The sequence below is a fragment of the Silvimonas iriomotensis genome (assembly GCF_014645535.1).
GTDB classification, from domain to species: Bacteria; Pseudomonadota; Gammaproteobacteria; order Burkholderiales; family Chitinibacteraceae; genus Silvimonas; species Silvimonas iriomotensis.
Map to the genome: position 1 here is coordinate 21,988 of NZ_BMLX01000009.1, position 24,246 is coordinate 46,233.

Genomic DNA, 24,246 nt, shown 5'->3' on the forward strand with positions numbered 1-24,246 from the left:
TTATTGGCTGGGGCGAATCATTATTGTACTGCGCCGCATGGCCGGCACAGGCAAAGCGTTCAGGTGGTCTGTTGCGCCAGTGTGACGGCCGCGGCGGCCCGGTTACTGCTGTTGTTGCTGTTGCTGTTGCTGTTGCTGTTGCTGGTGCTGCTGAAAATGCAGGATGGAGCGCACGCGGGCATGACTGACCATGGTCTCTGCACCACCACCGCGCCGCAGCCCGCGTACCGGGCAGGCATCCAGGTAATCCAGCCCGATCGCCAGCCGCACGTAACGCTCATCCGGAATACACGCATTGCTCACGTCAAAGGCATGCCAGGCGCCATCGGTCAGCGCTTCCACCCAGGCATGGCTGGCGACGTGATGGTCGTTCTCGGTATACAGATAGCCGCTGACATAGCGCGCCGGCACCCCCAGATAACGGCACACCGCAATGAACACATGCGCATGGTCCTGGCACACGCCCAGACGGCGGGCGAAAGACTCTTGTGCCGGCGTGCTGGCGTCGGTCTGGCCTGGCGTATAGGGCATGCGGTCCAGCAGATCGGCCATCAAGTCCATCAACCCCTGGCGACCGTGTTTTTCGATCAGCCGCTGGTAGTTGTGGGCGAAGGTCTTGATGGCGTCATCGGCGGTGGTCAGCGATGTCGGCTGCCGAAACACCAGCGGCGGGATGACATCACGCTGCGGCACCGGCGGGCGCGTCTCCACCACGCCTTGCGCCACAATGCGGATCTCGTTCACCGGCTGATCCAGCGTCAGCACATGCTGCTCGTTGCCGTAGGCGTCGATGGTCAGATCCGTCGGGCCGGGGATTTCCAGCTGCCAGTGCAAGGTGGTCTGGTCCGGATCGCGGCGTGGCGACAGGCGCAGCAATTGCACGCTATGCGAGACGGGCGTGTCGTAGCGGTAAACGGTTTCGTGATGGATTTCCAGATGCATGCCGATTCCGTCAGGCCACCCGCAGGTAGGCCTCGTCAATGGTGTTGCCCAGCGCGTTGATCTCTACCAGGCATTCGCTGAGGTATTCGTGCAAACCGTGCTCCAGTATTTCATCGACTTCTGTAAAGCGCAGATCGTTCAGCAAAAGATGCGCTTCCCGCTGTACCAGCCGACCATTGTCGCCCTCGATTTGCGCCACGATCTTGCAGATGGCATCAAGGCAGGCGCACAGCGAGCGGGGTAGCCGTGGCGAGAGCACCAGCAACTCGGTGACCGAGCGCATCTCGACGCCTTCGCGGTACATCTCCACATAGGCCTCATACGCCGACAATGCCCGCAACAGCGAACTCCACGCGTAGTAGTCCTGCGCGTCTTGCGGGTTGTCTTTGTTGGCCTGGGCAATCAGGCTGGCTTTGACATCCAGCAGGCGCGCGGTGTTGTCGGCGCGTTCAATAAAGGTGCCAAGCCGGATGAAACTGTAGGCATCGCCACGCAGGATGGTGCCGTAGGCAATGCCGCGGAACACGTGCGAGCGGGCCTTCACCCAGTCAAAAAAATCCCCGACATTGGCAATGCCGTTGGCCTCAAACGTTTTGGCCTCCAGCCAGGTGGCGTTGATGTTCTCCCACATTTCCACGGTGATCTTGCCGCGCACTGCATGGGCATTTTCGCGCGCATGGCGGATGCAGCTGATGATACTGGCCGGGTTGTCCCGATCCAGCGCCATGAACTGCAACAGCGCTTCGGCCGTGAGTTTGGGATACCGGGCAGAGAAACGGTCCAGCGTTTCGGTAATCACCAGCGGCGCGCGCATTTCCGCACGGGCGCCTTGCGATTGGGGCAACAGCGAAAGACTGAAGCTCACATCCAGCAAGCGCGCCAGGTTTTCAGCACGCTCAAGGTAACGGGACATCCAGTACAAATGATCGGCAGTGCGGCTGAGCATCATGATTATCAATCTCCCATTGGAGAGCCGGTTTACGCGCTGACGAGCGCAGGGTCAGCCAAGGCGAAACGAAGCAAAAAAGCGGAGTTGGCTGGCAGTCAATGCGCATTTTGAGTTTCGTTTCAACGCCGGATCACCCAAGCGCAGCAGTGCGTAAACTGACTCTCATGCTTCCAGAATCCAGGCATCTTTAGTCCCGCCGCCCTGCGACGAATTGACCACCAGCGAACCCTTTTGCAGCGCCACCCGCGCCAGCCCGCCAGGCACAATGCGCACGGTGTTGCCAGACAGCACAAACGGGCGCAGATCAATGTGGCGCGGGGCGATGCCTTCTTCGACAAAGGTCGGGCAGGTGCTGAGCGAGAGCGTCGGCTGGGCAATATAGTTGGCCGGGTTGGCCTTCAACAGCTCACGGAAATGTTCGATCTCTGCTTTGGTGGCTTTGGGGCCGATCAACATGCCGTAGCCGCCAGCGCCGTGGACCTCCTTGACGACCAGCTCATCCAGATTGGCCAGGACGTGGCTTAACTCGCTGGGATTACGGCACTGCCAGGTGGGCACGTTCAGCAGCAGGGGTTCTTCGTCCAGGTAAAAGCGGATCATGTCCGGCACGTAGGGGTAGATGGATTTGTCATCGGCCACCCCGGTGCCAATGGCATTGGCCAGCACCACATTGCCCGCGCGATACGCCGCAATCAGCCCCGGCACGCCCAGCGTGGAATCGGCATGGAACACCAGTGGATCAATAAACAGATCATCCAGCCGCCGGTAAATGACATCCACCTGCTTGGGGCCGGCGGTGGTGCGCATGAACACCTTGAGGTCTTTGACAAACAAGTCGCGGCCTTCGACCAGTTCGACGCCCATTTGCTGGGCGAGGAACGCGTGCTCGAAATACGCGCTGTTGTAATGGCCCGGCGTCATGACCACGACCGTGGGGTTGTCGGTATAGCTGCTCTGGCGCAGCGTGGAGAGCAACAGCGAGGGATAGTGCTCGACCGGCGCCACCGCGTGTTTTTCAAACAGCTCCGGGAACAAGCGCATCATCATCTTGCGGTTTTCCAGCATGTAAGACACGCCGGAGGGCACGCGCAGATTGTCCTCCAGCACGTAATAGTTGCCGTCGCCATGGCGGATGATGTCGATCCCGGCGATATGCGCGTACAGATTGTGGGGCAGATCCATACCGCACATGGCAGAGCGGTATTGCGCGTTGACCAGCACTTGTTCGGCCGGAATCTTGCCCGCTTTCAGAATGTGCTGGTGGTGGTAGATGTCATGCAAAAACGCATTGAGCGCCGCCACCCGCTGCTTGAGGCCGGCCTCCAGCTGTTGCCATTCTGCCGCAGGAATAATGCGCGGAATGGTATCGAACGGGATCAGCCGCTCATTGCCGCTTTCATCGCCGTGAACCGAAAACGTGATCCCGACGCGGTGGAACAACAACTCGGCTTCCTTGCGGCGCTGCGCCAGCATGGCGGGGGTTTGCGCGTTCAGCCATTCAAAAAAAGGTTTGTAGTGCGGCCGGATGGAATGATCCCGGTCCAGCATTTCGTCAAATCCGGTTTGGGCAGGCAAATCGATCTGGTGCATGGTACGCACTTCCATGATGGGTACGTGACGATGCGCGCCGACGTGGCCGCGCCTGGCAGAGGCAGCACGTGCTGCTGCTGTCGTTCCTGCAAACCCTGTGCCAGCTCTCACAAGGGGTTTTGCACGCAAAAAGACCGGTTTTGTGCGTGTTGCTGCACCGCCTTGGGGCGCGCATGCCGCTGCTGCACCGCGCTGGTCACACGGGTGCACCGCGCCTTCAGGTTAGACCGCGGGGCGTGTTTTTGCTGTCAGTGACCGGCAAACGCTGGTATCAGGGTTGTCCCACGTGGCGAAAGTCCCGATGCGATCCGATGCTGCATCGCGCAACATGAACAGCAATCGTTCAAATGCCAGTGCAAACCCACAAGGAGCGCGACCGTGCCCAGAAACGCGTTATATGCCCAATCGGGCGGTGTAACCCCTGTTATCAATGCTTCTGCGTGGGGGGTGATTTCCGCCGCACGACGCCATCCGGACAAGATCGGCACGTTGTACGCCGCAAAAGACGGCATTCTGGGCGCCCTGACCGAATCGTTGATCGACATTGGCAGCGTGGCAGAAAGCCAGCTGGCGGCCCTGCGCCACACCCCGGGCGGCGCGTTTGGTTCTTGCCGCCACAAACTCAAGCACGGCAGCGAACTCAAGCGTTTGTTCGAGTTGTTCGCGGCGTATGACATCGGTTATTTCTTTTACAACGGCGGTGGCGACTCGGCCGATACCTGCCTGAAAGTGGCCGAATACGCGCAGTACCAGGGCGTTGATCTGACCGCCATCCACATTCCCAAGACCATTGATAACGACTTGCCGCATACCGATACCTCGCCCGGTTTCGGTTCGGTAGCCAAATACATCGCTACCACCACGCGTGAATGCGGGCTGGACCTCGCGTCCATGTCGTCGTCATCGACCAAAGTGTTCATCCTGGAAGTCATGGGCCGCCACACCGGCTGGCTGGCGGCCTCGGCCGGTCTGGCCAGTCGCACCCCGGCTGAACCGCCGCACCTGATCTTGCTGCCGGAAGTGCCGTTTGATGCACAACGCTTTTTGCGGGCAGTGAAAGAGACCGTCAACCATATCGGTTACTGCGTGGTGGTTGCGGCGGAAGGAATTCGCGATGCGGGTGGCCACCGCCTGGCCGAATCCGGCGGGACTGACGCGTTTGGCCATACCCAACTGGGCGGCGTTGCGCCCTTGCTGGCCAATATCATCCGGGCTGAACTGGGCCACAAATGCCATTGGGCGGTCGCTGACTATATGCAACGCGCCGCGCGCCACCTGGCCTCGGCCAACGATCTGGAGCAAGCCATCGCCGTGGGCGAGGCCGCAGTTGATTTCGCCCTGAATGGTCAACGCAGCGTCATGCCGGCCATTGTGCGTGAGGCCGACCAGCCGTATCGCTGGCATATCGCCCCGGTGTCGCTCAAGGACGTGGCCAACAAGGAAAAACCGCTGCCAGAGAGCTATCTGCGTGACGATGGCATGCATCTGTCGGTCATGGGCCGCGCTTATTTTGCGCCGCTGATTCTGGGCGAAGCGCCGCCGCCGTTCGACCATGGCCTGCCGGATTACCCGGTCTGGCATTTTCCGCTGATGGAAAAGAAACTGCCGCCATTTGAAATTCTCTGACGCGGCCCGCTTTGTAGAAAAGCGCCCTTGATGGGCGCTTTTTTTATGGCCGCTTATCCGGGCTGATCTGTAAACCTGCCGGTCATCGGGCCATGCATTGACTTGCCATCGTCATTTAATTAGCCTTTTTGGTAAATAACCAACTGGCTAAATAAGATGAATCAAGACGCACTCAGCGCAGTCTTTGGTGCGCTGGCAGACCCCACCCGCCGCGCCATTCTGGCCCGGCTGGCGCAAGGCGAAGCCAGCGTGAACGAACTGGCAGAACCCTTTGACATGGCTTTGCCCAGCATCTCCAAACACCTCAAGGTGCTGGAGCGGGCGGGGCTGGTGGTACAAGGCCGCGCGGCGCAATACCGGCCGCGCCGGCTGGCGCCGGAACCGCTGCGGGAAGCAACGGGCTGGCTGGATCAATACCGCAAGTTCTGGGAAGACAACCTCGACCAGATGGCGGCATACCTCGACGAACTGCAACGCAAGGAGCAAGACCATGAACGCGAAAGTGGAACTTGAAACACCTTTGTCAGCCGGCGCCCATGAACTGGTGATGAACCGCATCCTGAACGCCCCGCCCGCGCGCGTGTTCAACCTGTGGCAAGACCGCGCCCAGGTGGCGAACTGGTGGACGCCCACCAGTGAAAGCGGCGGCCCGGGAAATTCGACCATCCTGGATTTCGATTTTCGCGTGGGCGGGTTATTCCGCGTGGCGTTCAAATCCCCGCGCAGCGGCGAGGAAATGATCATCCGCTGTGTCTACAAAGAGATCATTCCCGACCAGAAACTGGTCTTCAGTTTTGAATGGGAAAAGGGCATGTCTTTACCGCTCGACATGCAGGTGACGGTGCTGTTTACGCCGCACGGCGAAAAACAGACCCTGCTGACTTTCCGCCACAACGGCATGCCGACTGAAGGCATGTGCGCCGACCACGAACAGGGTTGGGCTGCGGTGTTCGACAACCTGGCCCGTGCGGTGGATGCCCTGCCGGCCTGAAGGGAAAATACTTGATGTGGATTGCTGCAAAAGAAAACGGCGCTTAGGGCGCCGTTTTCTTTGTTGCTGTTGATCAAGCCATTGCGCCACTGCCAGCAGGCAGTCACGGTTAGCGCAAAAATCCAGCAGCGGCAGGGCGTCGGCCAGCGTTAGCCATTGATGGCGCTGGTGCTCGCTGGATAACACCGGTTCGGCATCAACCGGTACCTGCGCGCAGAACACCTGTTCCTGGACCTGTACTGGCAACGGCCCATAGGCATCTCGCCATGCGTCCAGAATCGGGAAATACTGGGCGAAACCTATGTCTGCCGGGTCATCAATGATGAGGCCTGTTTCTTCCAGCACCTCACGCTGCGCGGCAGCGGCGAAGGTCTCACCGGCCTCCAGCGCGCCGGAAACGCCCTGCCAGAACGCCGGCAACGTGAGTTCTGGCCGGGGGTGGCGCAAGAACAGCAGGTACTCGCGCACTTCGCCGGGGCGCTGGCGGTAGAGGAATACGTGGGCGGAGAAGGGCAAGCGTTGTGGCATCAGGCAACAGTCGCTAAAGCGTTTTGACAAACCGCTGCTTGATCACCGCATACCCGCACGCTTCATAGAACTGGTGCGCGGCAGTGCGATGCTCGCTGCTGGTCACTTCCACATGGGTGACGCCATGGGCGGTAAACCAGGTTTCTGCGGCGTGGACCAGTGCGGCGCCGGTGCCCTGGCCACGGCCAGACTCAGCCACGACCAATGCGGTAATGCGGCCCAGATTACCGTCGGCATGCAGCCATTCCAGCGCATGCATGCTGATCAGGCCCAGCAGTTCGCCGTCCCGTTCGGCCACCAGTACGCCGTCGTTGGCGGAGGTAGCAAAGCGGGTCAGCTTGTCGTTCAGACGTGCTGCAGATAACCGGTAACCCAATTGCGGCAACAGGGCAGAGATTGCATCGGCGTCGGTCAGGGTGGCGGGGCGGATGTGCAGGGGGCAAACACTCATGCTCAGGCTGCGCTGGCGTTATTCATGAAATGGCTGACCGCATCGCGGACGGCGCCTGGTAAATCGGGGCGAAGACAATTGATCGCCGTGACGTCATCCATCCCGCGCAGCCAGGTCAGCTGGCGCTTGGCCAGTTGCCGGGTAGCCGCCAGGCCTTTATCGCGCAGCGCGGGCAGGTCGATCAAGCCGTCCAGGTAGTCCCAGGTTTGCCGGTAACCCACGCAACGCATCGATGGCAATTCCGGGGTTAGCGTGTACTGCCGGCGCAACTGGCTTACTTCATCAATCAAGCCACCGCTTAGCATCTGGTCAAAGCGCAGGGCGATGCGTTCATGCAAGACGGCGCGGTCATCCGGCAACAAGGCCAGTTTCAGCAACTGGTACGGCACCGGGCCGGCGGCGGGTTCGGCCAGTAATTCAGACATGGGGCGGCCGGCGAGGATGCAGATTTCCAGCGCACGCTCAATGCGTTGTGAGTCGCCGGGCTCAAGCCGCGCGGCGGTGGGTGGATCAAGCCGCGCCAGTTTTTCATGCATGGCGGGCCAGCCCAGTTGGGCGGCTTCGGCGTGCAGTTCGGCCCGCAGCGCCGGGTTGGCGGTGGGCAGATCGTGAATGCCGTGTTGCAGCGTATTGAAGTACAGCATGGTGCCGCCCACCAGCACCGGCACTTTGCCGCGCGCGGTGATGTCGTGCATCAGGGCCAGGGCGTCGGTGCGAAACTGCGCGGCGGAATACGCCTGTTCCGGGTTGATGATGTCGATCAGATGATGCGGCGCGCGCGCCAGTTCCTCTGGCGTGGGCTTGGCGGTACCAATGTCCATATCCTTGAACACCAGCGCGGAATCAACCGAGATCAATTCCACCGGCAGGCCGGATTCGATGAGCCCGATGGCGCTGGCGGTTTTGCCGCTGGCGGTCGGGCCCATCAGGAAAATGGCAGGCGGCATAGGTGTGTTCATGTGCGACTCCGGCGGCGGCTGAACCAGTTCAGCGCCAGGCTGGTGCCGGCCGCGACGAGGGCAGCGGGCAAGGCCGCCCATGCGCCGATATGTCCGGCCAGCGGCACCAGTAACAAAAAGCTCAGGCCAAAACCAATCAGCCCGATCAGAAAACCGCGTACCTGATAGACCACGCCGTTGCTATCGCCCCGGGCGCGGGTAAACGCCGGGATCACCGTGGCGGCCACCGGCCCACCCGAGAGCACGCCAGTGAGCGAGGTACCCAGTTGTTGCGACAACGTCGTCAGCGTGGCGACCAGCGCCAGAGCTACGGCCATGCGTGCAAACAGTTCGCTGTGCGGTAACGGGCGCGGGATTGGCGCGCCATCAATGGCGGGCAGCAGATACAAGGCGCCCCACAAGGCGGGGATGGCGCCCCAGCGCACCCAGTCTTGCTGGGCCAGACCGCTGGCCGCCAGCGCCCAGGCACTCACCAGATACACCGCCCAGCCGCAGGCCAGCATGCCGGCCCAGCCAAAACGGCGGGCGCTCCAGCCCAGCGCAATCATGTAGAGCGCGTTGGCCCACAAGCCGGAGGGCGCACTGAAGGCGGTGGCCATGGTGTAATCCTGACCATACGCCAGCCACAGCGTCACCATCACGCAACTGGCAATCAGCGGCAGGCCGCCGATCAAGCCGGCAAAGGTTGGGCCCCAGCGTTTACCGGCCAGGCTGGCCAGCGCAATCACCAGCGGCCCGGCGCACAGTTTGACGATCAATACTGAATTCATGGCCGCCGCTTACTGACCCCGCATGAACATTTTGTCCAGATCATGCATGGTCAGGCGGAACCACGTCGGACGGCCATGATTGCACTGGCCGGAGCGTTCGGTGGCTTCCATTTCGCGCAAGAGCGCATTCATTTCCGGAATGGTCAGCGCGCGGTTGGCTCGCACGGCGCCGTGGCAGGCCATGGTCGCCAGCAGTTCATTGCGGCGGCCGGTCAGCATCTGGCTGGCGCCGACTTCACGCACATCCTTGAGTACCGAGCGCGCCAGTTCGACGGCGTCCGCGTCTTTGAGCAACATGGGAATCCCACGGATCGCCAGTTGGGTGGGCGAGGCAATGGAGATATCAAACCCCAGTTGCACCAGCGCGTCGCGGTGATCTTCCACGGCGGCCACTTCAAAGCGGTCTGCGCCAAACAGATGCGGGATCAACAAGGGCTGGCTGGGCATGTTGTCCAGATCAAGCGCGTTCTTGAGTTTTTCATACACCACGCGCTCATGCGCGGCGTGCATGTCCACCACGATCAAACCTTCTGCCGACTGCGCCAGGATATACACGCCATGAATCTGCGCCACGGCAAAACCCAGCGGCGGGATGCCGTCTTCGTTGTCCGCCGGCATCACCGGGCGGGCGGCAGCGATGGCGGGGCGGGGCGCCCAGGCGTTCGGGCTGGCCAGCGTGGTGGTATCGGCAGCTTCTGCGGTGGTCGCTTGCCACGCCGGTTGCGGCGCTGTCGGGTCGCGTTTGAGATCACCAAACATGCGGTCGTACACCGCCATGGGCTCTTGCACGACCGGAATATTCATCGGCTGCTGCCGCCACATCGGGGCCTGGTACGCCGGCGCCGGGGCGTGCGCTGGCGCTGCGGGAGGCGGGGTGAGGATTTCACCGGTTTCCGGATCAATCCCCGCCGGCGCAGAACCGGCTTTGGTTGCGGCCAGTGCTTTGGTCAGGCTACGCAGCATAAAACCGTAAATGGCCTGGGATTCGCGGAAGCGCACCTCGATCTTGGTCGGGTGCACGTTCACATCCACGCCTTCCGGGTCCAGCTCCAGGAACAGGCAATACGCGGCGTGGCGATCGTGATGCAGCACGTCGCGGTACGCTTCACGCAGGGCGTGGGCGATCACCTTGTCGCGCACAAAGCGGCCATTCACAAAGAAGTACTGCGCATCGCGCGTGCCTTTAGAGAGCGTCGGGCTGCCCGCCAGGCCCCACAAGCGCAGCGGGCCGGCGCGTTCTTCTACCTGCACGGCCGATTGCGCAAATTCATCGCCCAGCAAGGCGGCGCAACGCTTCAAGACGTCGCCGCGCATCACGCGCAAGCTGGCGCGGTTGTTATGGATCAGCGTGAACTGTTTATCCGGATTAGCCAGCGCCAGGCGCTTGACCATGTCTTCACAATGGGCAAATTCGGTGCTGTCTGACTTCAGAAACTTGCGCCGCGCCGGGGTCTGGTAATACAGATCATGCACTTCAATGGTGGTGCCGACGGCCAGCGCAGCGGGTTCGGCATCATGCAGGCGGCCGTGGTCAGACTCAATGCGCCAAGCGTGCGCGGCGCCATTGAAACGGCTGGTCAGCGTCATGCGTGAGACAGACGCAATCGACGCCAGACCTTCACCCCGAAAACCCAGCGTGGCGACCTTTTGCAGATCGTCAAAGTCGCGGATCTTGCTGGTGGCGTGACGATGCAAGGCCAGCGCCAGGTCTTCGCGCTCAATGCCAATGCCATCGTCGATCACCTTGATCAGCTTGGTGCCGCCAGCCGCCAGTTCCACGCCAATGTTTTCGGCACCGGCATCCAGGCTGTTTTCCAGCAATTCCTTCAGGGCAGAGGCGGGGCGCTCGACCACTTCGCCAGCGGCGATCTGGTTAACCAGTTGGTCGGACAAAAGCTGGATGCGGGGCATGGCAGGCCAGGAGGGAGCAAAGACCGGATTATACCAGTGGCAACAGCGCTCCCCACGCTTCGCATGATTAGATATTGGTTATATTGATGTGAAAACTAATTCTTCACTGGAATATTGAAAACATCCGGCCGCTGGCGCAATCTGCTGTTTTCCCAAACGCAGTCACAACGAGGAGTCGTAGCGATGAAGTTCGATACCCTGGCCATCCACGCCGGTTTTGATGGCGACCCCACCACCCGCGCCGTGGCGGTGCCGATCTACCAGACCACCAGCTACTCGTTTGACGACACTCAGCACGGTGCCGACCTGTTTGATCTGAAGGTGGCCGGCAACATCTATACCCGCATCATGAACCCGACCACCGACGTGCTGGAAAAACGCCTGGCCGCGCTGGAAGGCGGCATTGGCGCGCTGGCGCTGGCGTCTGGCCAGGCCGCCATCACGTATTCGATCCTGACCATTGCCGAGGCCGGGGACAACATCATCGCCACCAGCACGCTGTACGGCGGCACCTACAACCTGTTTGCCCACACGTTGCCGCAGTACGGCATTGAAGTGCGCTTTACCGATGCCAAAGACCCGCAAGCCGCGGCCGCGTTGATTGATGGTCGCACCAAGGCGGTGTTTGTCGAATCCATCGGCAACCCACTGGGCAACGTGGTGGACTTCGCCGCGTTTGCCGAGGTCGCCCACGCTGGCGGCATACCGCTGATTGTCGATAACACGGTGCCGACGCCGTACCTGACGCGGCCGTTTGAACACGGTGCGGATATCGTCGTGCATTCCCTGACCAAATACATTGGCGGCCACGGCACCAGCATTGGCGGGGCGATTGTGGATTCGGGCAAGTTTCCGTGGGCGCAGCACAAGACCCGCTTCAAGCGCCTGAACGAGCCAGAAGTGAGCTACCACGGCGTGGTCTACACCGAAGCGCTGGGCGAGGCCGCCTATATCGGCCGTGCCCGCACCGTGCCGTTGCGCAATATGGGCGCGGCCATTTCGCCGTTCAATGCCTTTTTGATCCTGCAAGGGCTGGAGACACTGGGCCTGCGGCTGGATCGCCACTCAGAGAACGCGCTCAAAGCGGCGCAGTTCCTGAAAACGCATCGTGCCGTGGAATGGGTGAATTACGCCGGCCTGCCGGATCACCCGTCGCATGCGCTGGTGCAGAAGTATTTCGGCGGCAAAGCGTCCGGCTTGCTGACCTTTGGCGTGAAGGGCGGGCGCGATGCCGGTGCGCGCTTCCAGGATGCGCTGCAGCTGATCACGCGGCTGGTGAACATTGGCGACGCCAAGAGTCTGGCGTGCCACCCGGCCAGCACCACGCACCGTCAGCTATCGCCGGCCGAACTGGCCAAAGCGGGCGTGACCGAGGACACCGTGCGTTTGTCTATCGGGATCGAGCATATCGACGACATCATTGCCGATTTGCAGCAGGCGCTGGATAAGGCGGCCTGATGGCATTGCGCTGAAAAGCCAAACGCCAGCGGTGGCCGCTGGCGTTTGTGGTTGCCTTGTCAGTGATCGACAATCACGCGGCGATCGGGGCGGGCAGGGGTTCTGGCGGCTGGCGGCGACGCTCGATAAACAAAGAGCAACCGGCTGATTGCTTGGCCATGCTCTTGGCGTGCGTAGCGGCGGCGGCAACCTGGTGGTGGTTCTCAAACTGGCCCGGTTCCACTTCCACCACGCCGGCCGACAGCGTCACCAGCGGTTGTTGCTGCATGATGCCGCAACGGTCCGGGGCATCATAAAACCCGGCGGCCAGATGCTCGGCATAAAAGAAGCCGGAAACACGCTGGGCAAATTCTTCCAGCAACGCTTCGCAGCGCTCGTGCCAGTCGCTGGAGCGGAAGATCACCACAAAATCATCACCGCCAATATGGCCGACAAAATCGGTTTGCGGGTCGGCGGCACGCATCAGCAATTCGCCGGTCAGGCGGATCATGTCGTCGCCACGCACATAGCCGTACACATCGTTGTACGGCTTGAAGTAGTCCAGGTCGAAATAGACCATGGTGAACGGGCGCGCTTCATCCAGCAGCGTTTCCAGCTTTTCCTGGATTGGCACATTGCCGGGCAGCAGCGTCAGCGGGTTGGCGTAACGGGCGGCGCGGATTTGCAGTTCGGTAATGGCGCGCACCAGATCGTGACCGGTACCCATGCCCTGGTAGTGGCCGTTCTGGGTAATGATGAAGCCATCTGCCAGATAACGGCGCTCGGCCGTGGTCACCATTTGCGAGAGTTCCTGCAGGCTCATCGATTGCTCGACGATCAGCGGGGCGCGATCCATCAGATGCGAACACGCGCGTGAACCATGCAACTCGTGCGAGAACGGGCGCGAGAAAAACTCCAGCACCTCGTGACGCTTGAGCAAACCCAGCGGGCGCTGGTTTTCCACTACCGGAATCGCATACAGCTGCGGTGCTTCGGTAAAGCGCTGGTAGACGGCGTTGCTGGTTTCAGAGGGCGGGACGGTATCCACGGTCACCAAAAGGCCACCGGCGTTGCGGTGACCCTGGCCGGGCAGCGGCGGGCTGGGGGTTTCAGACAGATCCAGCGCGATATGGCGCGGCGGGTGCGCCAGCGGCTTGCCAATGTGATACCCCTGGGCAAACGCAATACCAATGCGCTGAACCACTTGCAGCTCTTGCGGCGTCTCGATGCCTTCGGCCACCACGCGGGTGCCGATATTGAGCGCAATGTGCTGGATGGAGCGCACAAACTGGCGCTTTTGCGCATCAGCCGCCAGGCCCTGCACAAAGTATTTGTCGATCTTGACGAAGTCCGGCTTCAGTTCAGACCACAAGCGCAGCGAAGAGAACCCCTCGCCCAGGTCATCCAGCGCAATCCGGAAGCCCATTTCGCGGTAATGCAACAGGGCTTCTTTCAGTTGTTCGTAATCATGCGTGGGCTGGGTTTCGGTCAGCTCGATCACCACCCGCTGCGGCGCCATGCCGGTTTCACGCAGGATATCGAGCGTGGCCCCAGGGTGAAAATCAGGGTGCGACAGACACGCGGGGCTGACATTGAGGAACAGCCGGCCAGGCAGATTTTGCGCCACGAACGATTCAATAATCGCGCGGCGGCAGGCGAAATCAAGCAAGGGCAGAATGCCCACCTGTTCGGCACAGCGGAACAGGTTGATCGGGGAATGCAGAAAACTGGTCGACGGCCCGCGGATCAATCCTTCATACCCGAAGGCTTCACCGTCATGCAGTGAAGCAATGGGCTGGAACAATGCCGACAGGCGTTTTTCCCGGATGATTTCTTCCAGATCGCGTCGAAGATTGTCCAGATTCAAAAGGGGGTTCATACAGGCTGCTCGGGTATTCATCCCGGCAAGGCTGACACAGCCCGATTACGAATCCATGACAAGCGTGTAGCGGCATGTACACGCGTGATGACTGACACTTTAGCAACACCCCGTCATCTGGTTGCGTCGTGTTCAGTCGACTTCACTAAACTTGATATTTACAAGCAACATCATTTCAATTACATTTGCAATAATCACATAAGAAATAATAAATCAGGGGGATTTCTCATGAGCTACCAAGCGCGTATTGCCAGGTTTTGCCAGTCTTTTGATGCAGCACCACAAAAAGAAATACTCCTCTCCCGCACCCTGTTCAGGGCGGCTGCCATGCTGGAGATGCGGATCAACGAAGCGCTGGAACCCTGCGGCATGAACATGCCTCAGTATCTGGCCATGGCCATGTTGCTGGCCGATGAAAGCGCACCGCCGACCAACCCCTCCGAAGTGAGCAAACTGCTCGACATGACCCGCACCCAGGTCACCCGGCTGATGGATAGCCTGGAAACCGCAGGCTGGGTCACCCGCACGCTGGATAAAGAAGACCGTCGCCGCATGATGCTGACCCTCACGGCTGAGGGCAAGGCACAACTGCAGCTGGCGGTGCCAGTGGTGCACGCGGTCTATCAACGCGCCTGGTCGGTGTTCGACAACGACAGCCAGGACCAGATTGCCGCCGAGCTGACCCACTTTCATGAGGGCCTGGAGAACCAGACCGCGTGAAACGCCTGGCGCCGTACTGTGCGCCCAATGACAAGCGCTGGGTCATGGCGCTGCTTGGGTTGACCACCGCAGTCGAATTTTTTGAAAACAGTCTGTTTGTTTTCAGCAGCAGTCATATCCAGGGCGGTATTGACGCCGGGCCGCAAGAGTTTGTCCTCGCCGTCGCCGCCTATGCCTGCACCAGCATGCTGGTGATCATGAAGCAGGCCTGGCTGGCGCACCGCCTGGGGTATCGCAATTTCCTGGGCGCGGCGCTGGCGCTGTTTGCGCTGGGCGCGTTGCTCAGCGGTTTTTGCAATACGCCGGATCAGTTGATCTTGTGCCGCGCCATTCAGGGCCTCGGGGGCGGGGCGCTGTTTACCAGCAGCCGCATCTTGATCAATCTGATGTTCAACCCGAAAGAGCGTGGCACGGCGGTCAGGTATTTCATGATCGCCATTTTTTCGGTCTCTGCGCTGGCACCGGCGCTGGCGGGCACCTGGATTGAAAACTATTCCTGGCGCTGGGTGTTCTGGGGCGTGGTGCCGGTGGCGGCGGTGGCCTCTTTGGGATGTTTTCTGTGGCTGCCGGTGGTGGTGCCCAAACAGCAGCACGGCGGCGATTTCACCCCGATTCCGCTGGTCATCTTTGGCGTTGGCGTAATCAGCGTACAACTGGCACTGTCGGAAGCGCGTTTTGATTTTTTTGCCTACCCGCTGCACTTTGCGCTGTTTGTGCTGGTGGGCGTGGGCGCGCTGTCCTGGTTTACCTGGCATCAGTACCGGCACCCGTCACCGGTGTTTGTGCTGCGCGGGCTGAATAACCAGGTCTATCTGACGGGCCTGGGGCTGTATTTCATTCATTACTTCCTGGCCAACTTCAGTAACTACCTTTTTCCCATCTACGCTGAACGTGCGCAAGGCGTGCCGGTCGAGACCGCGGGCTGGCTCAATACGTTTTCATCCGTGGTGAGTTTTCTGGTGATCCTGGGCTATTTGCGCTGGGCATCGCGCTTCAAGCAGAAAAAACCGTTGATGCTGACCGGCGTGTTTGCGCTGGCGGCGTGCAGCCTGGTGTTCTCTTTCATGCCACCTGGCATGCCGCTCTCTGCCTTCTTTTTGCCGCTGATTGCCAAGGGCCTCTTTGGCGTGCTGCTGGTGATTCCGGTCGCCGGGCTGACTTATCGTGAACTCAAGGCCGAGCAGTTTGCCCACGGCTATCGCAACAAGAACCTGCTGCGGCAATGGTCGGGCTCTTTGGCGCAGGCCGTGGCGGCGATCATGATGCAGAACCGGCAAGCGGCGGTGTATGACTATTACGCCGGCTTTGCCAATGAATTCAATCCGGCCTTCAACCACATGATCGCCACGCTGAAAGCCGTGTTCATGCATGAGGGCATGCCGGCCGATGAAGCCACCCGCGCAGCGCTGGCGCAGGTGGCCGGGGTGGTGGATCACCAGGTGTTGCTGATCGCCTGCAACGACCTGTACCGCGTGCTGGCGCTGCTGGCGCTGGTGTCGGCGGCGATTATCTTTGCGCAGAAAAAACTGCAGTAACAGGCCGATTCGCCTAGCGCTGCTGCACTAACGCCAGCTTCACTCCCAGATAGACAAACACCCCACCCATCACCCGGTTCAACCAGGCCGTGAATCGACCGGCTCCGCGCAAGCGCCGGGCGGCCTGGTGTGCGGTCAGCGCCAGGAAATGGCACCACAGCATGCCGTTAAAATTGAAGATCAGCCCGAGAATGACAAAACTCAGCGCGGTGTGCGGGGCATCGGTATTGATGAACTGCGGCACAAACGCCAGGAAGAACAGCGCGACTTTCGGGTTCAGTACATTGGTCCAGAAGCCCTGGCGGAAAATGGCCCAGAGCGGCGCAGGCGGAATCACCGGGGTCGTCTCGGCGGTCGCCGCTTTGTTTGAGCGCGAACGCAGCATGCCCACGCCGACATACAACAGATAGGCCGCACCAATCAGCTTGACGACCGTAAACGCCGCCGCTGACGTCGCCAGCACGGCAGAAAGGCCAAACGCTGCGGCGAAGATATGCACCATGGTGCCCGCGCCAATGCCCAATGCGGCGGCAGAGCCCGCTCTGAAGCCCTGGGTGACACTGCGGGTGACGATGTAGAAGGAGTCAGGGCCGGGCGCGATATTCAGCAGAAGGCCGGAGAGGACGAACAGCGTGAGGCTGTGGATGCCGGACATAGTTTCTTTCCTGCGAAAGAGTCAGGAGTATACCGCCATGCCCGGATCAGACCAGAGACAGTCGGCCGAAAAATCAGCCGCGCAGTTTCTCCAGCAACGCAAATCCTTCTGGCCACAGACCCAGGTTGCTGCTGCTGTTGATATGCCCCAACGGGCCGACTTCCACCACCTCGCTACCCCAGTTGGCGGCAAACGCCCGCGCGCGGGGCAGTGTCACGTATTCATCGTTGCTGCTGGCCACCACAATGCTGGGGAAAGGCAGCCGCAGGGTCACCATCTGGCCAAAACCGCTGGTGCCTTCCGGGTAGCTGGGGGCTTCGATATCGCTGGGCGCCACCAGCAAGGCGCCCTTGATCGGACGTTGATGTTGTTCGGCCCATTTGCCAATCAGCGTGCACGCCAGGCTGTGGCCGACCAGCACCGGCGGCTCGGCGCACGCGGCAATGGCTGTGTCCAGTGTGCTTACCCAGTCGGCACAGTGCGGTGTTTCCCAATCGGCTTGTTCAACGCGGATGAAGTCCGGGTTGGCGGCTTCCCAATGGCTTTGCCAGTGTTGCGGGCCAGAGCAATACAGGCCGGGCAGGATCAGGACAGGGGCGGGCATGGCTGTGGTTTTCTCCAGTTTTTTTGTCATGAAAAAAGGGGGCAAAAGCCCCCTTGTCGTGCGGATAATGTTTACAGGTTGAAGCGGTGCGTAATCGGCATGCGCCAGTCCTTGCCAAAGGCGCGGTGGGTGACCCGCGGGCCAACCGGGGCCTGGCGGCGTTTGTATTCGTTGATCTTCAGCAGTTTGACCACGCGCTCCACATCGGCCGTCTCGAAACCGCGCGCCACGATATTGGCCTTGGAGAGGTTCTCTTCCACGTACATCTGCAAGATGGCATCGAGGATTTCATACGCCGGCAGGCTGTCCTGGTCTTTCTGGTCCGGGCGCAGTTCGGCCGACGGCGGGCGGGTGATGATGCGATCGGGAATCACCTCGCTCATCGTATTGCGCCAGCGCGCCAGGCGGTACACCAGCGTCTTGGCCACATCTTTGAGCACAGCAAAGCCGCCGGCCATGTCGCCATAGAGCGTGGCGTAACCGGTAGTCATTTCTGATTTGTTGCCGGTGGTGAGCACCAGCTTGCCGCTCTTGTTGGAGAGCGCCATCAGCAAGGTGCCGCGAATCCGGCTTTGCAGGTTCTCTTCTGTGGTGTCCTCTTTCAGGCCGGCAAATTCGGGCGCAAGACCGCCCATAAAGGCTTCGTACATCGGCCAGATTTCGATTTCGGAATACTTGCAGCCCAGCCGCTGGATCATCTCGCGCGAGTCATTAACCGAGATATCGGCCGTATAGCGCGACGGCATCATCACCGCGTGCACCTTGTCGGCGCCCAGCGCGTCGCAGGCAATCGCCAGCACCACGGCAGAATCGATCCCGCCCGACAGGCCCAGCAAAATGCCGGGGAAACGGTTCTTGCCAATGTAATCGCGCACGCCGGTCACCAGCGCGGCCCATACGCTGGCTTCTTCAGACAGCGCCGGCACAATGGCTGTGGGCAGCAGATCACCGCCTTTGAATTCCACCACCTGCAGGGCAGATTCAAATGCCGGCAACTGGGCAACCAGCTTGCCTTCACGGTTCAGTGCAAAGCTGTGGCCATCGAACACCAGTTCATCCTGGCCGCCGACCATGTTCACGTACACCAGTGGGATGCCGGTTTCTTCCACGCGCTGGCCCAGTACTTCCAGTCGCGTGGTTTGCTTGTTCAGGTGATAGGGCGAGGCATTCAGGACCAGCAGCAGTTCTGCGCCGGCTTCCTGCGCGGCGCTGGCGGGGTCGATATCCCACGCGTCTTCGCAGATGACAATGCCGATCTGCGTGTTGTTTTGTTCGAACACCAGCGGTTGCACGCCCGGCGTGAAGTAGCGGACTTCATCGAACACTTCATCGTTGGGCAGCAGCATTTTTTCGTAACGGCCCAGCAAGTGGCCATCGCGGATCACCGTTGCGCAGTTGAAGCGGTCTTCGCCACTGCCGTACGGGTGGCCAATCACCAGCGTAATGCCGTCCACTTCATCAATCAGCCGGCCAATGGCCTTGCGGCATTCATCAAGGAAAGCGGGGCGCAGCAACAGGTCTTCGGGCGGGTAGCCGGTCAGCGCCAGTTCTGGCGTCAGGATGAGGTCTGCGCCTTGTTTGCGCGCCTCGGCCACGGCGGCGAGGATCAGGTCCAGGTTGCCGGGCAGATCGCCAACAACAGCATTGATTTGGGCAAGAGCGATGCGCATGCGGGTTCAGATCCGGTGGGCGTAAAGCGTGATTGTACGCCGGGCGGACGCACCGGCGAAGCGCCGGCGCACAGGTCAGGGATTGCTGTTGCCGGCGTTACCGCTGACGGTATCGACCGCAGCGGGGTGATGGCCCGGAATCCACTGCGGATGGTGGGCCAGATACAAGGTGCCAAACAGCGTGGCCAGCAGCAGCGCCAGATGCAGCCAGCCCCAGCGCCGGTTGCGCGATACGCCCTCGGACGGGTCTTCTGTGGCGACAAGAAACGGGCGGCCATCGCGGCTGGCGCGCATGACGTGGGCCGGCGCCTGCATTTGCGCCTCGGCGGTTTCATCGCTCACCTCACGCTCGGCCGCCTTGCGCGCGGCGGTCCATTCGTTCTCGTCAATCTGGCCGTTGCGGTCGGTATCAAAGCGGCGCAGCAACTCGGCCCGGTCCCGCTTCCAGTCCGCCAGCTTTTGCGAAACGGCCAGTTTCATGTCCACGGGTTGATCACGCACCGAGACAAACTCGCCAATGGCGTAAATGGGCTCGCCTTCGCAAATCATGCGGGCGGTATAACGCCAGTTGTCCTTGTGCTCCACCATGGTGTCGGTACTGCGGATTTCAGCGCCATCCGGGTCGATCAGGCAGCGGCCGGTGTCATCGGCCAGCAAAAAGCCGTGGGCGCTTTGCAAGGTATCGACGTAACGGTATTCGCCGCCGTTTTGCGTACCGGACCACTGGCGCTGTTCCACCACCACCTGATACCAGACGCAGCGCATATCCACGCCCGGACACACCAGCGTGCCGTCATCCAGCGCCTGGGCCACCCCGGCCACCTGCACGTAACCCTGCGGTGCAGAACCGATGCGCGCTAACGGCGTGCCGCCCAGCAACATGTAACGACGGCGATGATGCACCCACGCCCAGCCAGACATGACGGCGATCAGGCACAGCAACAGCAGGAAATCACGCGGGCGGTGTACGTGCGCGGCGCCAGTGGTCAGGACCACGGCCTGGGCAGCCAGCATGACCGCGCCCAGCGGCCAGCGGCGCAGGCGATCCAGCCAGAGGTTGTCTAAAGGGATTTGCAGCATGGTGCGTAATGAGAATCAGCGCTGGAACAAGGTGCCGACCGAGACATCCTGTTTGTCGTGGCTGTCGAATTCCAGCAATTGCGCCGGCTTGAAGTGAAACGCATTGGCGACGATCACATCCGGAAACTGTTCGATCCGCACGTTGTTGACGTTCACGGTGTCGTTGTAGAACTCGCGGCGATCCGCGATATCGTTCTCTAACTGGGTGATGCGCCCGACCAGATGCTGGAACTGCATGTTGGCCCGCAGTTCCGGATAGGCCTCCACCGTGGCGTACAGCGCGCCAAGGCGGCTGCGCAATTGTTGTTCTGCCGCCCCCAGCGCCACCATGTCGCGCTGTTCGCGCGCCTGCGCCACACCGCCGCGCGCCAGCATGATTTTCTCCAGCGTCTCGGCCTCGAACTGCATGTAGTGCTTGCAGGTCTCCACCAGCTTGGGCAGTTCGTCGTGGCGCTGTTTAAGCAGCACGTCGATATTGGACCAGGCCCGGCCGATGTTGTGTTTCAGGCTGACGAGGTTGTTGTAGATCATCACGAAATACACCAGCACAACCACGATCAGGGCGAAGAAAATCAGGAGCGGCATCAGGGTTTTTCCGTACGTTCTGTGTTGGGCACATTAACCCCGGGTGTGCAGTGCCGCAAGCCTGGTGCGGCAGGTGTCGCCAAATAGGGACGACTGATTTGCCATAAGCGCTTGCTTATGCAATTGGCATGGGCCAGGCGCGAAAAAAGCCCGGCGCCGGCCGGGCTTTGTCGGGGGCGATCAGGCCGCGATCAACGCTTGCAGCGCGTTGACCAGCGCCTCGCACTGTTCATCCGTGCCGATGCTGATGCGCAGGTACTGATCAATGCGCGCCTGCTTGAAATGCCGTACCAGAATGGCCTTGGCCCGCAGGTCGGTCGCCAGTTTGGCCGCATCGTGGCGCGGGTGGCGGGCGAACACAAAGTTGGTGGCCGAAGGCAGCACCTCAAAGCCCAGCAAGGTCAGGCCGGCAACCAGATTAGTACGGGTATCGATCACCGCCTGGACGGTGCGCTGGAAGTAAGTCTCGTCTTCATACGCCGCCACACCGGCCGCAATGGCAATGCGGTCCAGCGGGTAGCTGTTGAAACTGTTCTTCACGCGCTCCAGCCCTTCGATCAGGTCCGGGTGGCCGGCAGCAAAGCCAATACGCAAGCCTGCCAGCGAACGGGATTTGGACAGCGTCTGGATCACCAGCAGGTTCGGGTAGCGCTTGATCAGCGGAATCACCGTCTCGCCGCCGAAATCGATATACGCCTCGTCAATGACCACCACTTTGTCCGGGTGCGCCTGCACCAGGGTTTCCACCTCAGCCGCGGTCAGTGCAATACCGGTCGGGGCGTTGGGGTTGGCGATGATGATGGCGCCGCAATCCTGGTTGTAATCGGCGGGGTTGATGCGCATTGCGCTATCCAGCGGCACCAGTTTGTTCTCTACGCCATACAGGCCGCAGTACACCGGATAGAACGAGTAGGAAATATCCGGATGCAGCAGCGGCTTGTCATGTTTGAGCAGCGCCATGAAGGTATGGGCCAGCACTTCGTCCGAACCGTTGCCGACAAAGATCTCGTTGGGCTCGATACCGTGGTAATGCGCGATGGTCTGCTTGAGACGATCCGAGTTCGGGTCCGGGTACAGGCGCAGGGCGTCGCTGCTTTCGGCAGCAATGGCTTCCAGCACGCGCGGGGACGGGCCGTACGGGTTCTCGTTGGTATTGAGTTTGATCAGATTGGCAATCTTGGGTTGCTCACCCGGTACATACGGGGTCAGCGTTTGGACGATGGGGCTCCAGAAGCGGCTCATGGCGTGGTTCACGAGGGAGGGTGGATTGGGGGGATATCGTAACATGAAGCGGGGGGAGGGGTTTTTTGGTACTGGCGTGTCAATTCTTGTGCGGGCGGGGAGTCGCAGGTGTGATCTGGGCAGGAGTGCATCGTTTACTCCATCGAACTACTTCGTCATTCCGGCGCAGGCAGGAATCCAGTCTGGAGCCTGGATGGGGCTCTGTTGTGGCCAGAGTCAGGGGGTAGGGGGGAGTTGGAGCTTGGCGGCAGTCCACCGTTGTGGTGTTTGAAGGGGGGGGGGCAGGTGTTAGCGCCTGGCGGCGCGGGTGTTTTGATACCGGCGGTGGCCGGAGCACGTTACTTTCTTTTGCTTCGCCAAAAGAAAGTAACCAAAGAAAAGGCGACCCCTGCGACTGCGCTCGCTGCGCGAGTTCCCTGCGCTTCTCGCGAAGTCCGGCTGGCTACGGGAACTCGCTTTGCTCAAACACCCCTCCGCCGCAACCCCGGACTTCGCTGCGATGCTCGGCGCAGTCAAGGGGAGGTACGTCAAAAGCAACTGCAACTGCAACTGCAACCCCGAAAATCAACTGCAATGGCAACTGCAATCCCTAAAAACAAAGGCAACGGCGATATCTACTGCGCTTGCATCCCACCACCTCGTCATTCCTGCGCAGGCAGGTATCCAGTGCGGCGCCGGAGCGGCGCCATGCTCTGGCAAGAACCGCATAGCGTGAAGATCGGCAACGACATCGCTGTGACTGGTGCAACGCGCCCTGATTACTTCTTCAGCACGCCGCGCAAACCATCCAGGTGCACTTGCCGCAGCATGCCGTAGTTGTAGAACCCGACGTGTTCGATTCCCATGCGTTGCAGGCCGGCCAGCGCGGCGCCGGTTTGGGCTCCGTCGCCCAGGTCGGGTACGCCGGGACGCAGGATGCCCCGGACGCGTTTGGCGTCGCCCACGCGGCGGATGGTGTCGAGTGCGTCGGCCAGTACGCGGTTGGCGTCGGGTTCGTAGAAGGGTACTTCAATGCCGTCGGCTGCGTGGGCCATGGCTTTGAGGTCGGTGCCTTCCAGCCAGGTTTGCGCGGTGGGGCGTTGCACGGTCGGGATGACATAGAGGGCGACTTCGGCGGGGATCGCGGCGCGGATGCGGCTGACAATGCTGGTGACGTGGCGCTGGCGCATGCGCAGGAAGGCGGCCAGTTCGATGTCGTCCAGGATGTCGGCGGCCAGCCAGGCGGCGGCCTGGGTGTCGCTGGCGTCGGCGGGGCCGTTCAGATAACCGTCCACGCGCGTGCGGATGCGGGCAGCCAGGCCGACGGCGTCAATACCGTCTTCGCGGGCGCGGGTTTTACAGGCGTCGCAAAAGCACAGGCCCAACATGGTATCCAGCCAGACATTGCTGCGCACTTGTGCGAATTCGTGATGATAGCCATGTGCATACGGCGCCCAGCCGGGGGATTCAAGCGTGAGGCTTTGCCAGGGCAACGCGCTGGCAAGGTCGGTCGAAAGATCGGTGGCGTAGTCGATCAGTTGCGGCTGCATGGGGCAGGGCGCGTAAACATAGCTGTCGCCCCAGGCGTTTTTCACGGTCAGTTCCGGGCGTGCTTCGCCAAGGCGGGTGTTGTGGAACAGGATGGTCCAGGCCGACAGCTTGAGACGGCCGTCATCGGCCAGGTCATACGCTACCTGGCGCACCGCGGCGTCAGAGTGCGGTTGCGGCTGGATGGCACGGTAACGGGCGGGCTGCGGGTTGAAATACACCGTGCCGTCTTCCGGGAAATACACCTTGCCGGCGCCTGTTGCGCGTGGGCGCATGAATTTGCCGGCGTGGTAACTGGCGGCAAGGCTCAGGCCATCCACGCCCAGATCCAGGATTTCATCAACAGTGCTGCGGGTATCGCGCCCGGCCAGATCCCAGGCGTAGGCGTACAGGGAATGGCGGGCAGCAGGGCGACGTGTGTTCATGTTTTATCGACTCGTTCTGTGGGTTTCGTACTCTGTGTCGACTGATTGTGAACCGCTCTGATGACCTTTGCGTAAATAAACGTTACAGCCCTGGCTGCTGCTCGCCGTAAGTTTCAGCCTTGTGTGCGTTGCGGCAGAAAAAAGCCGGTTCTGCCAAACGGCAAAGTTTG

General features: G+C 61.0%; 21 protein-coding genes and 1 pseudogene. 6 read left to right on the forward strand and 16 right to left on the reverse strand.

The window, feature by feature from the left end; all coding sequences use genetic code 11:
- Nucleotides 1–102 precede the first annotated feature (102 nt).
- The 3 genes from IEX57_RS20155 to IEX57_RS20165 form a co-directional block, all read right to left on the reverse strand.
- Nucleotides 103–942, reverse strand: coding sequence for a transglutaminase family protein (locus IEX57_RS20155; protein ID WP_188706944.1), 840 nt, complete (start codon nt 940–942; stop codon nt 103–105).
- Nucleotides 943–952: 10 nt separating this feature from the next.
- Nucleotides 953–1,891, reverse strand: a complete 939-nt coding sequence (locus IEX57_RS20160) for an alpha-E domain-containing protein (RefSeq protein ID WP_229709149.1) — start codon at nt 1,889–1,891, stop codon at nt 953–955.
- 162 nt (nt 1,892–2,053) lie between these two features.
- A complete protein-coding gene (locus tag IEX57_RS20165; protein WP_188706945.1) occupies nt 2,054–3,481 on the reverse strand; it encodes a circularly permuted type 2 ATP-grasp protein in 1,428 nt (475 codons plus the stop codon).
- Nucleotides 3,482–3,859: 378 nt separating this feature from the next.
- Here IEX57_RS20165 and IEX57_RS20170 point away from each other — a divergent pair, with 378 nt between their 5' ends.
- The 3 genes from IEX57_RS20170 (at nt 3,860) to IEX57_RS21260 (ending at nt 6,098) form a co-directional block, all read left to right on the forward strand.
- On the forward strand, nt 3,860–5,107 hold the full coding sequence (locus IEX57_RS20170; RefSeq protein ID WP_188706947.1) for a 6-phosphofructokinase: 1,248 nt from the start codon (nt 3,860–3,862) through the stop codon (nt 5,105–5,107).
- 156 nt (nt 5,108–5,263) lie between these two features.
- Complete coding sequence (locus tag IEX57_RS20175; RefSeq protein WP_188706949.1) at nt 5,264–5,620, forward strand: ArsR/SmtB family transcription factor; 357 nt, start codon at nt 5,264–5,266, stop codon at nt 5,618–5,620.
- The gene (locus IEX57_RS21260; RefSeq protein ID WP_229709150.1) at nt 5,598–6,098 is read left to right on the forward strand and encodes an SRPBCC family protein; all 501 of its coding nucleotides are present in this window, start codon (nt 5,598–5,600) and stop codon (nt 6,096–6,098) included. The genes IEX57_RS20175 and IEX57_RS21260 overlap by 23 nt, the downstream gene beginning before the upstream one ends.
- 135 nt (nt 6,099–6,233) lie before the next feature.
- On the opposite strand, the pseudogene IEX57_RS21265 reads toward IEX57_RS21260, so the two are convergent.
- The 5 genes and pseudogenes from IEX57_RS21265 to mutL all read right to left on the reverse strand — a co-directional run.
- A pseudogene (locus tag IEX57_RS21265) lies at nt 6,234–6,626 on the reverse strand (NUDIX domain-containing protein); the annotation flags it as partial.
- Between the two features lie 13 nt (nt 6,627–6,639).
- Entirely contained in the window at nt 6,640–7,077 is a 438-nt protein-coding gene (locus IEX57_RS20185; RefSeq protein ID WP_188706953.1) for a GNAT family N-acetyltransferase, read from the reverse strand.
- A gap of 2 nt (nt 7,078–7,079) precedes the next feature.
- A complete protein-coding gene (gene miaA, locus IEX57_RS20190; RefSeq protein ID WP_229709151.1) occupies nt 7,080–8,036 on the reverse strand; it encodes a tRNA (adenosine(37)-N6)-dimethylallyltransferase MiaA in 957 nt (318 codons plus the stop codon).
- Entirely contained in the window at nt 8,033–8,806 is a 774-nt protein-coding gene (locus IEX57_RS20195; RefSeq protein ID WP_188706955.1) for a hypothetical protein, read from the reverse strand. The genes miaA and IEX57_RS20195 overlap by 4 nt, the downstream gene beginning before the upstream one ends.
- 9 nt (nt 8,807–8,815) lie before the next feature.
- Complete coding sequence (gene mutL / locus IEX57_RS20200) at nt 8,816–10,717, reverse strand: DNA mismatch repair endonuclease MutL (RefSeq protein ID WP_188706957.1); 1,902 nt, start codon at nt 10,715–10,717, stop codon at nt 8,816–8,818.
- Nucleotides 10,718–10,900: 183 nt separating this feature from the next.
- Between mutL and IEX57_RS20205 the strand changes: the two genes are divergently transcribed.
- A complete protein-coding gene (locus tag IEX57_RS20205) occupies nt 10,901–12,175 on the forward strand; it encodes an O-acetylhomoserine aminocarboxypropyltransferase/cysteine synthase family protein (RefSeq protein ID WP_188706959.1) in 1,275 nt (424 codons plus the stop codon).
- A 73-nt stretch (nt 12,176–12,248) separates the two neighbouring features.
- On the opposite strand, the gene IEX57_RS20210 is transcribed toward IEX57_RS20205, so the two are convergent.
- Nucleotides 12,249–14,033 carry a GGDEF domain-containing protein gene (locus IEX57_RS20210; protein ID WP_188706962.1) on the reverse strand — a complete coding sequence of 595 codons (1,785 nt, stop codon included), beginning with the start codon at nt 14,031–14,033 and terminating at the stop codon, nt 12,249–12,251.
- Nucleotides 14,034–14,261: 228 nt separating this feature from the next.
- Here IEX57_RS20210 and IEX57_RS20215 point away from each other — a divergent pair, with 228 nt between their 5' ends.
- Nucleotides 14,262–14,753: a MarR family winged helix-turn-helix transcriptional regulator gene (locus IEX57_RS20215; RefSeq protein WP_188706964.1), complete on the forward strand. Its 492-nt coding sequence runs from the start codon at nt 14,262–14,264 to the stop codon at nt 14,751–14,753.
- Entirely contained in the window at nt 14,750–16,288 is a 1,539-nt protein-coding gene (locus IEX57_RS20220; RefSeq protein WP_229709152.1) for an MFS transporter, read from the forward strand. Before IEX57_RS20215 ends, IEX57_RS20220 begins: the two co-directional genes overlap by 4 nt.
- Nucleotides 16,289–16,301: 13 nt before the next feature.
- Here the strand turns inward: IEX57_RS20220 and IEX57_RS20225 are convergent, their stop codons facing one another.
- From IEX57_RS20225 to IEX57_RS20255, 7 genes are all read right to left on the reverse strand, one after another.
- The gene (locus IEX57_RS20225; protein WP_188706966.1) at nt 16,302–16,943 is read right to left on the reverse strand and encodes a LysE family translocator; all 642 of its coding nucleotides are present in this window, start codon (nt 16,941–16,943) and stop codon (nt 16,302–16,304) included.
- A gap of 73 nt (nt 16,944–17,016) precedes the next feature.
- Nucleotides 17,017–17,547: an RBBP9/YdeN family alpha/beta hydrolase gene (locus IEX57_RS20230; protein ID WP_188706968.1), complete on the reverse strand. Its 531-nt coding sequence runs from the start codon at nt 17,545–17,547 to the stop codon at nt 17,017–17,019.
- 71 nt (nt 17,548–17,618) lie between these two features.
- A complete protein-coding gene (locus tag IEX57_RS20235) occupies nt 17,619–19,217 on the reverse strand; it encodes an NAD+ synthase (RefSeq protein ID WP_188706970.1) in 1,599 nt (532 codons plus the stop codon).
- 75 nt (nt 19,218–19,292) lie between these two features.
- Entirely contained in the window at nt 19,293–20,297 is a 1,005-nt protein-coding gene (locus tag IEX57_RS20240; RefSeq protein WP_188706972.1) for a hypothetical protein, read from the reverse strand.
- 15 nt (nt 20,298–20,312) lie between these two features.
- The gene (locus tag IEX57_RS20245; RefSeq protein ID WP_188706974.1) at nt 20,313–20,882 is read right to left on the reverse strand and encodes a LemA family protein; all 570 of its coding nucleotides are present in this window, start codon (nt 20,880–20,882) and stop codon (nt 20,313–20,315) included.
- A 180-nt stretch (nt 20,883–21,062) separates the two neighbouring features.
- On the reverse strand, nt 21,063–22,124 hold the full coding sequence (gene hisC / locus IEX57_RS20250) for a histidinol-phosphate transaminase (protein ID WP_188706976.1): 1,062 nt from the start codon (nt 22,122–22,124) through the stop codon (nt 21,063–21,065).
- 758 nt (nt 22,125–22,882) lie between these two features.
- Complete coding sequence (locus tag IEX57_RS20255; RefSeq protein WP_188706978.1) at nt 22,883–24,076, reverse strand: hypothetical protein; 1,194 nt, start codon at nt 24,074–24,076, stop codon at nt 22,883–22,885.
- Between the last annotated feature and the right edge of the window lie 170 nt (nt 24,077–24,246).